Genomic DNA, 14,007 nt, shown 5'->3' with positions numbered 1-14,007 from the left:
CCCAAAACGTTAGAGAAAGAAGGACAATCTTATGATTTCAGCTCAGCAGCAGAATAAGTATTTGGAAAATACAATTCGCACCGCTACGCCTTCACAATTGCTGATCATGTTATATGATGGTGCTATTCGCTCTTGTAAGCAGGCGATTGATGCTATTCAGAAAAAAAGCCACAGGATGCGCATACAAGCATTATGAAAGTCCATGATATTATCATGGAGTTTGTCATTACACTAGATAGAAGTGTGCCCCTTTCGGACAATTTAATGAGCTTATATGATTATTTTATATTTCGTTTGAAAGAAGCGAACAGTAAAAAAATTATTGAGCCTATCCAAGAGGTTATGGGGCTCTTAACAGAGCTTAGAGAAGCTTGGGTTGAGGCGGCAAAAATTGCAATGAATCCTTCGACAACAGCCACTGGGACTCAACATGCATAGCTTGATCGAACGTCTTTACGTAATGACTAAAGAATCTGTGGATAGGCTTCATGAGGCCACTGCAGAGGAAATTGTTCAGTTTATCGAAGAGCGGGAGATGGCCATCGACCGTATAAGAGCCGAATCAACTGAACTTAGTCTCGATGAGGAGAATAGAAAAACGATTGATAAAATTGTGGCTATGGATAAATTGATCGAGAACAGGCTTGTACTGTTGCAGAACCAAGTAAAAAAGCAGCTGAATCAAACAGTTCAGCATCGTAAAGTGACGGCCAAGTATGTGAACCCTTATTCGGCAGATAGCTTCTTCTTCGACAAAAAAAAGTGAATGTACAGTTCAGACGCCCTCTGTATCCACAGAGGGTTTTTCGCGTTTCCGGACTTTTGCACACCTTACCTCAGATTTCGCCAAAGTTACCCCCGTTATACCAAATTGCATGTGGACAGCCTGTTTCGGAGCCGAAACGGATGTGTACAAACTCCACATTTTGCGCCCAAAAGTTGTGGACAACGTATTTTTATACCTGTGGATAATGTGGACAATTTTGTGGGTAACTAATGAAAACAAGCTTTCACGACATTTTTCGATAAATTTCAAATGTGAATACGTGAATTTTCTAAAAATTTAAAAAGAAAAAATTGACAGGCCAAGCAGATGAGTGTTATAGTCAAAAAGTAAGGGCTTACATTTTATTGGTGAAGGGAATGTGTTCCAATGCAAGGTAAAGTAAAATGGTTTAACGCAGAAAAAGGCTATGGCTTCATCGAGCGCGAAGATGGTGGAGATGTATTCGTTCATTTCTCCGCAATTCAAACTGATGGTTTCAAAACTCTTGAAGAAGGTCAATCCGTTGAATTTGACATCGTAGAAGGCGCGCGCGGCCCACAAGCTGCTAACGTAACTAAACTATAAGAACATCCGGCTGAGAAGCCGCTTGAATACAATGGAACCGACAGCACCTGGATCGATAAGATCTTAGGTGCTTTTTTACGTTTTACAAGAAAATCTAGGATCGGAATATGAAGGAATTTTAAAGATGAGGTGGAATGTAGTATAATGTAGTAGAAGGGAGAGATGCACTATGAATTTTACAATTCGCGGAGAACACCTTGAAGTAACCGAAGCCCTTAGGGACTATGTCGAGAAGAAGCTGAGAAGACTAGAGAGGTATTTTGAAGCTCCCCTTACATCCGATGTTTATGTAACTTTAAGCGTACTGAAAGGCTATCAGGCGGTTGAGGTGACGATTCCACTAGCCGGTGTGCTGCTGCGGGCCGAAGAGCGGAACAACGATATGTACGCATCGATCGATTTGGTTGTAGACAAGCTCGAACGCCAAATCCGCAAGCACAAGACGAAAGCGAACCGCAAGATCAGGCAAGAAGGCGGCAAGCGCGATCTATTTAAAATTGAAACGGCTCCGACCACCTATGTGGATGAGGAAGATGAATTTGAACTCGTTCGTAACAAGCGTTTTGCACTAAAACCGATGGATGTAGAAGAAGCGATTCTTCAGATGAACATGGTGGGACACAGCTTCTTTGTATTCTCCAACATGGACACAGCCAAGGTGAACGTCGTGTATAAACGGAATGACGGGAAATATGGCTTGATTGAGCCGGCGCAATAAGATTAAGAACTCATACATTGATTTTATAACGAGAAGCTTGGTTCGATTTCGGTCGAATCAGGCTTTTTTATTTATATGCTAGCCCCGGAGGGCTTCAACTGCTCGGACATGTTCCCTCTTGCATGCATGCATTTGGGCTTTGGATTTCATACTAAGATGACGAAGTTTGACAATAAGGCGAGCTCTATAAGTTTGCTTATACATGCGGCAATTGGCAAGCATAGCCAAAAGTATCGCACGTTTGTTGCGGCTCGACCGCCAAACTGATACAATTTAAGGATACGAATGCAAGGGAAAGGGGTTCACCGATGCTAGGACTTGTAAAGAAAATTTTTGGTGATTCCAATGAACGGGAAATTAAACGGTATCTCAAGGCCGTTGAGCAGATCAACGAGCTGGAAGCATCCATTACACCTCTCTCCGATGAGGAGCTCCGGGGGAAGACCGTAGAGTTCAGAAACCGACTGGAGCAAGGTGAAGAGATCGACGATTTGCTGCCGGAAGCTTTTGCAGTAACCCGGAAGCTGCTAAGCGTGTGCTGGGCAAACGCCATTATGATGTACAGTTAATCGGGGGCATGGTGCTTCACGAAGGCCGCATTGCGGAAATGAGAACTGGTGAAGGTAAAACGCTTGTAGGAACGCTGCCGGTTTATCTGAATGCGCTTCTGGGCAGGGGTGTACACGTAGTGACAGTCAATGACTACTTGGCGCAGCGGGATAGTGCTGAGATGGGTCAAATCTATACATTTCTTGGCCTGACAGTTGGGGTGAACCTGCACGATTTGTCGCATGAAGAGAAGCAGGCTGCTTACAATTGCGATATTACGTACGGTACGAACAATGAGTATGGATTCGACTACCTGCGTGATAACATGGTGCTGTACAAAGAGCAAATGGTGCAGCGTCCCTTGTATTATGCGGTGATTGACGAGGTGGATTCCATCTTGGTCGATGAGGCGAGAACGCCGCTCATTATCTCCGGACAAGCTGCGAAGTCGACGGATCTCTATTACGCGGCTGACCGGTTTGTCGCCAAGCTGCAAGCAGAAGAAGATTATACGATCGATATCAAGGTCCGTTCCGTAGCATTAACGGAAGAGGGCGTGGCTAAGGCTGAGCGCGCATTCGGGATCGAGAACCTGTTCGATCATCAAAATGTGAACATCAACCATCACGTGACCCAAGCTTTGAAGGCTCGCTTTATTATGAAGCGCGATGTCGATTACGTCGTGCAAGAAGATGAAGTCATGATCGTGGACGAATTCACAGGCCGGATTATGACAGGTCGCCGCTACAGTGACGGTCTGCATCAAGCGATCGAAGCCAAAGAGCAATTGCAAGTGCAGAATGAGAGCATGACGCTGGCAACGATTACGTTCCAGAACTACTTCCGGATGTACCGCAAGCTGTCGGGTATGACAGGGACGGCCAAGACGGAAGAAGAAGAGTTGAAAAAAATCTACGGTCTGGAAGTTATCGTCGTTCCAACGAACCGTCCGATGATTCGGAAGGATATGCCGGACATCGTATATAAATCCGAGCAGGGCAAGTTCAAAGCGGTTGTAGAAGAAATCGCCGAACGTCATAAAAAGAATCAGCCTGTTCTCGTCGGTACCGTATCGATTGAGAATTCCGAGCATCTATCTGAAATGCTGAAGAAGAAAGGCGTTCCGCATAAGGTCTTGAATGCCAAATACCATGCGGAGGAAGCGGAAATCGTATCTCGAGCAGGTCAGCCTGGCGCGGTTACGATCGCAACCAATATGGCGGGCCGTGGTACGGATATTATGCTGGGCGAAGGTGTACATGATTCGGGTGGACTGCATATCATAGGTACAGAACGTCATGAGAGCCGCCGGATCGATAATCAGCTGCGCGGTCGTGCGGGCCGTCAAGGCGACCCGGGCTCGTCCCAATTCTATCTGTCCCTCGAGGATGAGTTGATGAAGCGTTTTGGCGCTGAAAATATTATGGCGATGATGGACCGCCTTGGTATGGAAGAAGACCAGCCAATCGAAAGCAAGCTGATTTCGCGTGCTGTGGAGTCGGCCCAGAAACGCGTTGAGGGCAACAACTTCGATGTGCGTAAAGTCGTCCTGCAATATGACGATGTGATGAATCAGCAGCGTGAGATTATTTACAAACAGCGTAGAGAACTGCTGGAGTCCGAGAACATCCGTGAAGTTGTAGAGAGCATGATTGACGGAGTGATCGAGCGAATAGTGAAAGTACATTGTCCGGAGGAACAGATTCCGGAAGAATGGGAAATTCATGAAGTTGCGAACTTTATGAATGCCAACCTGCTGACGGAAGGCCAAGTGTCCGATCAAGACATCTGGGGCAAGGAGCAGGAAGAGATCATCGAAAATCTGCAAGGACTTGTGAAAGCCCGCTATGATGAGCGCGAGGAAGAAATCGGCGCCGAATTCATGCGTGAATTCGAGAAAGTCGTTGCACTGCGTGCAGTCGACAGCAAGTGGATGGATCATATTGATGCGATGGATCAATTGCGTCAAGGTATTCATCTCCGAGCCTACGGCGGAACTGATCCGCTTCGTGAGTATCAATTCGAGGGCTTTGAAATGTTCCAGGAAATGGTCGAGGCCATCCAGGAAGAAGTTGCGAAGTACATCATGAAGGCCCATGTCCAAAGCAATCTGGAGCGTCAAGCGGTTGCGGAAGGTCAAGCGGTCGATCCCAAAAATGAAGCGACAGGTAAAAAGCCGCTAGTCAAAGACGACCGTATCGGGCGTAACGATCCATGTCCATGCGGCAGCGGTAAGAAGTTCAAACAGTGCCACGGCCAAGGCAGCTAATAGGCTTCATCGACTGGGGACCCATCTATTTAGCTTGGGTCACTAGCCGCGTGAAGGTGCGGCAACGATTGAACGATGACGTATGCTCAGCATACTCCATACCTGACTTACTAGGTCTAACGCAGAAGACAGAAGAGTAAGCCAAGGCCAATGGCAAGCAAATAAATGAGGTGTAAGACAATGCTAGAACCAGAAGTAAAGCAGGATCTTAGGGAAACGGCAAAGCGACTAACGGAATTAAGGGGGTCTCTTTGACTTAGATCATAAGCTCGAAGAGATCGGTGATTTCGAGGAAAAAATGGCTGCGCCCGATTTCTGGGACGATAACGAGAAAGCCCAGAAAACAATTAGCGAACTCAACGCGATCAAGGGCGTTGTGGAGCAGTTTCAGACGCTTTCCGGCGAGTACGACGACCTGCAGGTCATGGTCGAGCTCGAGGAGGAGGAAAGCGACGACAGTCTTGCCGCCGAGATCGGCAGCGGCATCAAGGCTCTCGTCAAGAAGCTCGAGGACTTCGAGCTTCAACTGCTGCTCAATCAGCCGTACGACCGGCTGAATGCGATACTCGAGCTGCACCCCGGAGCGGGGGGACCGAGAGTCAGGACTGGGCGGAGATGCTGCTGCGCATGTACCGCCGCTGGGCCGAGAAGCGTGACTTCAAGGTCGAGGTCCTCGACTACCTGCCCGGCGACGAGGCCGGAGTGAAGAGCGTCACGCTCATGATCAAGGGCTTCAACGCCTACGGCTACTTGAAGACGGAGAAGGGCGTACATCGGCTCGTCCGCATCTCGCCGTTTGACGCCTCCGGCCGCCGTCACACATCCTTCGTATCGTGTGATGTGATGCCGGAGATCGAGGACGACGCGGAGATTGAAATCCGCACGGAGGATCTCAAGATCGATACCTACCGGGCCAGCGGCGCCGGCGGTCAGCACATCAATACGACCGACTCGGCCGTTCGGATCACGCATATCCCTACAGGCGTCGTGGTCAGCTGTCAGCAGGAACGTTCCCAGATCAAGAACCGTGAGAAAGCAATGAAGATGCTTCGTTCCAAGCTCTATGAGAAGAAGATCGAGGAGCAAGAGAAGCAGCTTGCCGAGATTCGCGGCGAGCAGTCGGACATCGCGTGGGGCAGCCAGATCCGCTCCTACGTGTTCCATCCTTACAGCATGGTGAAGGATCACCGCACGTCTGCGGAGACGGGCAACGTCGGCGCGGTGATGGACGGCGATTTGGATATGTTCATGGATGCGTACCTGCGTCATCAGATTCGCAAGGAATAGTCAGCTTCACGCATAGTTCCCGCGTTGGACGAAAATCCTACACCTGACAGGTGTGGGATTTTTTTGGAGTTTGTCGAGGGAGGCATACAGCGGCCGGTGATCGTACTGAGCAGGCTGGCAGGTGAACTAAGCTGAGAATGTGCTACTGTAGGATGATAGGCATATGCGACTTTGCAAACCAGATGTTCCCGAAGGCGAAGGTCAATAAGCATGTGCGTGCCGGACTCATCCCTGAGAGACCCGATAAATCCTAACTCATCAGAAGCGATGTAAGGTGAAAGTAAAGCCCTGCATAGTCTGTGACAACCAGAGCTCGCATGCAAAACAAACAATCCGTGCCGAAAGTCTGGCTTGGTGATCCGTTGGTGCAGAATGGAAGAGTCATGAATAAGAGGCTTACCTTCCCAAAGAATTCACATCGAACGCCTTAGCGGTCCAAGAGCTTCAAACGCACGTAGGTACGTTACCGTCCGAACTGTAAGGATGATGGAGTCAGATCGATTGATCCGAATATCGGATCATAAGGACGCAAGGATCAACGCTACACGAGAAGATCGAAGCTGGCAACTGCTCAGGGCAGGCAGCCAAAGTCGAGCAACTGGCACTCGCCATCCCTTTTTTCGACAAATTCAGAAATCATAGCTTCCCCTTATAAAGGAGGGCCGCTTGTGGCCAGAAGAAAACAAGGAATCCCGATCGGGAGTCCTGCACATACGGTAATCGAATATGTCATGCTGGTTGTCGGATCGCTGATTATCGCGGCCAGTTTTAACGCCTTTTTGAACCCGAATCAGATTGCCTCCGGAGGGGTCTCCGGCGTGTCCACCATCGTGCAGCATCTGACAGGTATCAGCCCGGCCATCACACAATGGGCGCTGAACATTCCGCTTTTTCTACTGGGATTATGGCTGCTGGGCGGGCAATACGGTGTGAAAACCGCCGTAGGCTCTGTGGTATACCCGCTTTGTGTGCTACTGACAAGTCATATTGGAGTCCCTACTCATAATACGCTGCTCGCGACCATTTATGGAGGGATGGGCATCGGTCTGGGGCTGGGTATCGTGTTCCGGGGGAGAGGGTCAACAGGAGGACTCGGACTGGCTGCTCAGATCCTGCATAAATATACAGGTATTAGTCTAGGTTTTGCTGTAGCCATCTTTGACGGTCTCGTTATCCTTTCGGCAGGTGTTGTGTTTACGCCGGAGAATGCACTGTTTGCCTTAATCGGATTATTCGTGACAACGAAAACGATCGATATTGTACAGCTCGGGTTCAACTACGCGAAGGTCGCCTTTATTATATCGGAGCACACGGAGGACATCCGGAAAGCGATTCTATACGAGCTGGACCGAGGCTTGACGGAGCTAAGCGGTGCGGGAGGCTATACGGGAGCGTCAAGAGTTGTACTCATGGTGGTCGTCAACCAGAACGAAGTGAGTCGGTTAAAAACACTGGTACAGGCTGTCGACCCGCAGGCCTTCGTCATTTTGAGCGATACGAATGAGGTGCTGGGGGAAGGCTTCCGCAGACATAGCTAGCAAGACGGGAGGGGCACGACTCACATAGCTACGAACTAGCACTGTATATTGGACACACTCCATAGCTACGAACTAGCACTGTATATTGGACACACTCCATAGCTACGAACTAGCACTGTATATTGGACACACTCCATAGCTACGAACTAGCACTGTATATTGGACACACTCCATAGCTACGAACTAGCACTGTATACTGAGCACGAACTCACAAAGTTACGAACTAGCACTGTATACTGAACCCGAACTCACATAGCTGCGAACTAGCACTGTATATTAGACACGAACTCACATTGCTGCTAACAAGCACTTTATACTGGTCACGGCTCACTTAGCTGCTAGCAAGCACTCCACATTGAACGTGAACTCATATAGCAACAAACTAGCCCCTCATATTGAACACGCTTCATCAACTATCCTAGCGAGTGGAATCTATGCATTTGAAATAGAAGTTGCTCTTTGGGTCTAGATTCTGGGATAATAATACAGGGCTAGAACAAAGGGTTGTAGACTGTATTAGATTTTATGCAGAGTATGCAAAATAGATCGAATGCTGCAAGCCGAAAAAGCTGCATAATCACGCGAAAACTCTGGAAAAAATCCATTGAATTATTATGTATAAGTCCGTATAATAATACATATCTTTTTGGGGACGTTTGGAGGAATAACCATGAGCAATTCACTAAGAGCGGCAATTATTGGGGCTACCGGCTATGGCGGTGCCGAGTTGATTCGCCTTTTACAGGCGCATCCTTATGTTACGATTACTTCCGTTGTTTCAACCTCAAATGCAGGGGCGCCTCTTGCAGAGAGTTTTCCTCATTTGAATCAAATATTTGTGGGCATTCTAGATGAGTTGGACGTCGATTTGATCGCCGGAAAAGCGGATCTCGTCTTCTTGGCGACACCTGCGGGAGTCAGTGCTGAGCTTAGTATGAAGCTGCTTGCAGCAGGACTCAAGGTCATCGATATTTCAGGCGATCTGCGTCTTAAATCAGCGGAAGCCTATGAAAATTGGTATAAGAAGCCCGCAGCGCCGGCCGAAGCTCTGGAACGAGCAGTGTATGGCTTGTCGGAAGTATTCGGTGACGAGGTCAAAGGAATGGACCTTATTTCCAATCCAGGCTGTTATCCGACTGCAACACTGCTTGGTCTCATACCTGCGGTGCAAGCGGGATGGATCGATCCGTCCACGATCATTATTGATGCCAAGTCCGGTGTTTCCGGAGCGGGCCGTGGATTAGGACTGGGCGCTCATTACGCCGAAGTGAATGAGAATTTCAGTGCTTATAAAGTCAATAAGCATCAGCATATTCCAGAGATTGAGCAGGCGCTGAGCCGCATCGCGGGCAAAGACATCGTGACGACGTTCACGACACATTTGGTTCCGATGACGCGCGGGATCATGACGACCATGTATGCAACGATAATTGGCGAGCACACAGAAGCAGAGTTTATTGAAATGTACCGTCAGTATTATGAGGGCCGTAAGTTCGTGCGGATTCGTTCCAACGGCAAGATGCCTGCGACGAAAGAAGTGCTCGGCTCCAATTACTGCGATATCGGGTTTGCCGTTGACGAACGGACAGGGCGGTTGACGATTTGCTCGGTCATCGATAACGTCGTGAAGGGCGCTGCCGGTCAGGCGATTCAGAATTTGAACCTCATGATGGGCTGGGAGGAGACAACGGGCTTGTTGTTCTCTCCGGTGTATCCTTAATTCATAGTGAAAGCAAGAAGATCGAATCCACAATCCACATCCAAAAGGGACAGGTGAAGGGCGAAGATGTCGTCACAAGAGCAAGGGAAGTTTATCGTTGTGCCGGAGGGGTCCGTTACGACTCCGAAAGGCTTTCGCGCAGGCGGACTGCACTGCGGACTGAAGAAAACTGAGCGCCACGATCTGGGCGCTATTGTCTGTGAGGTGCCGGCGGCAGCGGCGGGCGTGTATACGCTCAACGCGTTCCAAGCGGCACCGCTGCGCGTTACGCAGGAGAGCATCGCCCAAGACGGCAAGCTGCAGGCGATGATCGTGAACAGCGGCAACGCTAATGCGTGCACCGGCCAGCAGGGCGAGGACGACGCGCGCGCGATGCGCGCTGCGGCGGCAAAGGCGCTGGGCCTGGAGGTGCATCACGTAGGCGTGACGAGCACGGGCGTTATCGGCGAGCTGCTGCCGATGCATAAAGTTCTTGGAGGCATCGAGGAGCTGCCGCAGCGTGTGAAGACGGACGGGGGCGACGACTTCTGCCAGGCGATCCTGACCACGGATCTCGTGCAGAAGATGACATGCGTCCGCGTAAGTATTGGCGGCCATGACATCCATATTGCCGGCGCGGCCAAGGGTTCGGGGATGATTCACCCGAACATGGCGACGATGCTCGGTTTTATCACGACCGACGCCAAGATCGAAAGCCAGCACCTGCAGCTGCTGCTGAACCGGGTGACGGACAACACGTTCAATATGATCACAGTTGATGGCGACACCAGCACCAACGACATGGTTGTGGTGATGGCAAGCGGACTGGCAGGCAGTGAGACGCTGAATCCGCAGCATCCGGATTGGGAAGCCTTTGCAGCTGCGTTCCAATACGTAGGCGAATACCTGGCCAAAGCGATTGCGCGAGACGGCGAAGGAGCGACCAAACTGATCGAGGTTAATGTGGTCGGTGCGGAGTCCGACAATGCGGCAAGAGCCATCGTCAAGTCGATCATCGGATCGAGCTTGGTGAAGTCGGCAGTGTATGGCGCAGATGCCAACTGGGGCCGCATCATTGCGGCAGTGGGATATTCAGGCCAGTCGGTGAATGTTAATACGGTCGATATCCGTCTCGGCGACATTACGGTTCTGGAACAGTCTCGTCCTGTGAAGTTTGATGAGGAGCAGGCTCTTGCTTATCTGAAAACAGATACGATTCATATTCATGTGAATTTACATATGGGAAGCGGCAAAGCTACGGGCTGGGGCTGTGATTTGACGTATGACTATGTACGGATCAATGCAGCTTATAGGACGTAGAGGCAGCTCACTGGCGAAATCTATTGAAATAGCAGCCAGCTTCAAGCGGCAATGATGTGAGGCCTATGCCATATTAGGAGTAGGGGAATCGTATTTCTGGCTGGGCGAGCCAATCAGCGAGCTGTGAGCTGCAGCGGCTATTGAAGAGTTCACGGTTAACATACAGGTTGATATAGATTTGTAAAGGGGAAGCGGCAGTGAAAAACAATTGCTTTGTCATGAAATGCGGCGGAAGCACGCTGGCGGCTCTGCCAGAAAGCTTTTTTGCCGATATGCGTCAGCTTCAGGAAGAAGGAATCGTGACGGTCATCGTCCACGGTGGCGGACCCGCAATTTCCGATACGCTGTCCAAGCTTGGGATTGAGACAGAATTTGTGAACGGACTGCGCCGGACAACGGAAGACGTACTGGATGTTGTGGAGATGGTGCTCTCCGGCAAAATCAACAAGGAAATTGTACGGCGTATTCAGCTGGCAGGCGCGTCGGCGTTAGGTCTGTCCGGGGTGGACGGTCAATTGATTGAAGCTGTTCCCGTCAGTAACGCAAACGAAGTCGGACTGGTTGGCGATGTAACGAAAGTCAACGCAGAGCTGATTCAGGATGTTGTCCAAATGGGATACATTCCGGTCATTGCTCCAGTTGGCTTGGGTGCAGACGGTGGACAACGTTATAACATTAACGCAGATACGGCGGCGGGAGCGGTTGCCTCGCACCTGGGCGTGGAACAAATGATCGTGGTAACCGACGTGCCGGGCATCATGAATGGTGAGAAGCAGGTGCTTCCTGTGGTAACGGTTGCTGAAATTGAAGCGATGATCCAAAGCGGCGTCATTTATGGAGGCATGATTCCGAAGGTGCGTGCTGCCATTGCATGTATACAAGGTCGAGTTAAGGAAGTTGTCATCGTCAACGGCTCCGAGCCGAACGTTTTGAGCAAAGTGTTAAAAGAAGGCGGCATCGGCACACGGATCGTGAGATAAGAAGCTATTTATTCACAGAATCGATTGATTGATAAAGCCATTCGTCATGGCTTCCGGGAGGGTTTTCAATGACTGCAGCTGGTAATAGCGCGCTTTTTCCTACCTATGCGAGATATCCGATTACGCTGGTAAAAGGGGAAGGCAGCCGTGTATGGGATGATACGGGAAAAGAATATATCGATTTGATGAGCGGAATCGCGGTAACGAACCTCGGACACGCTCCGCAAGCGGTGAAAGAGAAGCTGGTCGAGCAGCTCGATCAGTTATGGCACGTCAGCAATTTGTTCCACATTCCGAACCAGGAGAAGCTGGCGCAGCTGTTAACGGAAAATAGCTGTGCGGATAAGGTATTCTTCTGCTCTACGGGTGCGGAAGCCAATGAGGCGGCGATCAAGCTGGCTCGACGTTACGCGCAAAAGGTCCTGCAGAACGGCAAATATGAGATCATTACGTTCAACATGTCCTTCCATGGCCGTACATTGGCTACTTTGACTGCTACAGGTCAGGATAAGGTGAAAGAAGGCTTCCTGCCGCTGCCGGAAGGATTCGTGTACGCGCCTTACAACGATATCGAGGCGGTTCGCGGCCTGGTTAGCGATAAGACCTGCGCCATCATGATCGAGATGGTTCAAGGGGAAGGCGGCGTGCTCCCGGCTGACCCGGCATTCATCAAACAGCTGGCTGAACTCTGTGAGGAGCGCGGTCTGCTTCTGATCGCGGATGAGATTCAGACGGGAGTTGGGCGCACGGGCAAGCTGTTCGCTTACGAGCACTACGGTATCGAACCGGATATATTCACCCTGGCCAAAGGGCTTGGAGCGGGCTTCCCAATCGGCGCTATGCTGGGTAAGGGTAAGCTTGCAGAAGCGTTCAACGCAGGAAGCCATGGTTCCACGTTTGGCGGAACTCCGATTGCAACAGCGGCTGGTATTGCTTCTATTGAGACCATTCTGGAGAATAAGCTCCCGGAACGTGCGGCGGAACTTGGTACCTATACGGTTAACAAGCTGCAAGAACGACTTCAAGCGAACCCGCTAATTTCTAAGATTAGAGGTTTAGGTCTTCTCATTGGAATCGAGTGCACACAGCCCGCTGGAGAGATCATCAGCGAAATTCATAAGCGCGGCGTGCTGGTTATTCCGGCCGGAGCGAATGTCATCCGATTGGTGCCTAGCTTGACGATTCCGCAGGAAGACCTGGACCGGGGTATTGATGTCATTTGCGAAGTATTGGCGGAGAAAGCGGCTGCGGCCGTTCAATAAACGAGTTTATTTGAAGCAGAAAGGTAGGATGATATGAACAGTACGTTAAAGGAAGAGTTGGCTGCCCAGCTGAAAGGGCGCGATTTTCTTGCACTTATTGATTATACACCCGAAGAAATTCAATATTTGATCGATTTGGCAATTGATCTTAAGCGCAAGCAGAAGGCAGGAGAGCCTCATAATCTGTTAGCCGGCAAGACGCTAGGCATGGTTTTTGAGAAATCCTCCACACGTACTCGGGTTTCTTTTGAAGTGGGCATGTATCAACTGGGCGGCCAGGCGCTGTTTCTAAGCAGAAATGATCTGCAGCTTGGGCGTGGCGAGACGGTTTGGGATACGGCGCAGACGTTGTCCCGCTATCTGGACGGCATCATGATCCGCACGTATGAGCACCGCAAGGTTATTGATCTGGCCAGAGGGGCGACAGTTCCCGTGATCAATGGACTGACGGACTACGCGCATCCTTGCCAGGTCATGGCGGATTGCCAAACGATCCTGGAGCACAAGGGCAAGCTGCGCGGTCTGAAAATGGCCTACATCGGCGACGGCAACAACATGGTGCATTCCCTCATGATGGGCGCTGCTAAACTGGGCATGGATTTTGCGGTTGCAACTCCAGAGGGCTACGAGCCGGATGCCAAATCCACAGCGGCTGCGAAGGACAATGCGGCACAAACCGGCGGAAGCGTACTGGTGACGCATGATCCGCGTGAAGCGATCGAAAAAGCCGACATCGTGTACACGGATGTATGGGCGAGCATGGGCTTTGAAGCTGAGCAGCAGGAGCGGGAAACGGCATTCAAAAACTATCAGGTGAACGAGGATCTGGTGAAGTACGCGAAATCCGACTACCTGTTTATGCACTGCCTGCCGGCGCATCGCGGTGAAGAAGTGAGCGAAGGCGTCATCGACGGCGAGCATTCGATTATTTTTGATCAGGCGGAGAACCGTCTTCATGCTCAAAAAGCAATTATGGCGGCATTGATGTAAACCACCTTCATGCAGATGTGTGAAGTGAGGATATAGTTTATACA

Annotated in this window: 9 protein-coding genes and 3 pseudogenes; all 12 read left to right on the top strand. The window is 50.3% G+C overall.

Annotated features, from left to right (window positions below):
- Positions 1-31: 31 nt before the first annotated feature.
- The 12 genes and pseudogenes from fliS to argF all read left to right on the top strand — a co-directional run bounded on the left by fliS (position 32) and on the right by argF (position 13,963).
- A pseudogene (gene fliS / locus L0M14_RS32110) lies at positions 32-438 on the top strand (flagellar export chaperone FliS).
- The gene (locus L0M14_RS27255; protein WP_235119529.1) at positions 431-766 is read left to right on the top strand and encodes a flagellar protein FliT; all 336 of its coding nucleotides are present in this window, start codon (positions 431-433) and stop codon (positions 764-766) included. The pseudogene fliS and the gene L0M14_RS27255 overlap by 8 nt, the downstream one beginning before the upstream one ends.
- Before the next feature lie 387 nt (positions 767-1,153).
- Entirely contained in the window at positions 1,154-1,351 is a 198-nt protein-coding gene (locus L0M14_RS27250; RefSeq protein ID WP_235119528.1) for a cold shock domain-containing protein, read from the top strand.
- A 169-nt stretch (positions 1,352-1,520) separates the two neighbouring features.
- Positions 1,521-2,069, top strand: a complete 549-nt coding sequence (hpf, locus tag L0M14_RS27245; RefSeq protein ID WP_235119527.1) for a ribosome hibernation-promoting factor, HPF/YfiA family — start codon at positions 1,521-1,523, stop codon at positions 2,067-2,069.
- 308 nt (positions 2,070-2,377) lie between these two features.
- A pseudogene (gene secA, locus L0M14_RS27240) lies at positions 2,378-4,887 on the top strand (preprotein translocase subunit SecA).
- 180 nt (positions 4,888-5,067) lie between these two features.
- Positions 5,068-6,174 (top strand): annotated as a pseudogene (prfB, locus tag L0M14_RS27235) (peptide chain release factor 2).
- 668 nt (positions 6,175-6,842) lie between these two features.
- On the top strand, positions 6,843-7,712 hold the full coding sequence (locus L0M14_RS27230) for a YitT family protein (RefSeq protein WP_235119526.1): 870 nt from the start codon (positions 6,843-6,845) through the stop codon (positions 7,710-7,712).
- Positions 7,713-8,382: 670 nt separating this feature from the next.
- Positions 8,383-9,432 (top strand): N-acetyl-gamma-glutamyl-phosphate reductase, encoded by a 1,050-nt coding sequence (gene argC / locus L0M14_RS27225; RefSeq protein ID WP_235119525.1) that lies wholly within the window; start codon positions 8,383-8,385, stop codon positions 9,430-9,432.
- Positions 9,433-9,498: 66 nt separating this feature from the next.
- The gene (argJ, locus tag L0M14_RS27220) at positions 9,499-10,731 is read left to right on the top strand and encodes a bifunctional glutamate N-acetyltransferase/amino-acid acetyltransferase ArgJ (protein ID WP_235119524.1); all 1,233 of its coding nucleotides are present in this window, start codon (positions 9,499-9,501) and stop codon (positions 10,729-10,731) included.
- A 218-nt stretch (positions 10,732-10,949) separates the two neighbouring features.
- Positions 10,950-11,711, top strand: a complete 762-nt coding sequence (argB, locus tag L0M14_RS27215) for an acetylglutamate kinase (RefSeq protein WP_235123046.1) — start codon at positions 10,950-10,952, stop codon at positions 11,709-11,711.
- Between the two features lie 68 nt (positions 11,712-11,779).
- Positions 11,780-12,973 (top strand): acetylornithine transaminase, encoded by a 1,194-nt coding sequence (locus tag L0M14_RS27210; protein ID WP_235119523.1) that lies wholly within the window; start codon positions 11,780-11,782, stop codon positions 12,971-12,973.
- Between the two features lie 33 nt (positions 12,974-13,006).
- Entirely contained in the window at positions 13,007-13,963 is a 957-nt protein-coding gene (argF, locus tag L0M14_RS27205; RefSeq protein ID WP_235119522.1) for an ornithine carbamoyltransferase, read from the top strand.
- The last annotated feature ends 44 nt before the right edge of the window (positions 13,964-14,007 follow it).

The sequence above is a fragment of the Paenibacillus hexagrammi genome (assembly GCF_021513275.1).
In the GTDB taxonomy this organism is placed as follows: Bacteria; Bacillota; Bacilli; order Paenibacillales; family NBRC-103111; genus Paenibacillus_E; species Paenibacillus_E hexagrammi.
Note: the sequence above shows the minus strand (reverse complement) of the source record. Positions and strands in the feature narration are given on the sequence as shown.

Coding starts and splice junctions, on each gene's coding strand:
- argF (WP_235119522.1), top strand. CDS start 13,007: ATGAACAGTACGTTAAAGGAAGAGTTGGCTGCCCAGCTGAAAGGGCGC.
- argC (WP_235119525.1), top strand. CDS start 8,383: ATGAGCAATTCACTAAGAGCGGCAATTATTGGGGCTACCGGCTATGGC.
- argJ (WP_235119524.1), top strand. CDS start 9,499: ATGTCGTCACAAGAGCAAGGGAAGTTTATCGTTGTGCCGGAGGGGTCC.
- argB (WP_235123046.1), top strand. CDS start 10,950: ATGAAATGCGGCGGAAGCACGCTGGCGGCTCTGCCAGAAAGCTTTTTT.
- L0M14_RS27255 (WP_235119529.1), top strand. CDS start 431: ATGCATAGCTTGATCGAACGTCTTTACGTAATGACTAAAGAATCTGTG.
- L0M14_RS27210 (WP_235119523.1), top strand. CDS start 11,780: ATGACTGCAGCTGGTAATAGCGCGCTTTTTCCTACCTATGCGAGATAT.
- L0M14_RS27250 (WP_235119528.1), top strand. CDS start 1,154: ATGCAAGGTAAAGTAAAATGGTTTAACGCAGAAAAAGGCTATGGCTTC.
- hpf (WP_235119527.1), top strand. CDS start 1,521: ATGAATTTTACAATTCGCGGAGAACACCTTGAAGTAACCGAAGCCCTT.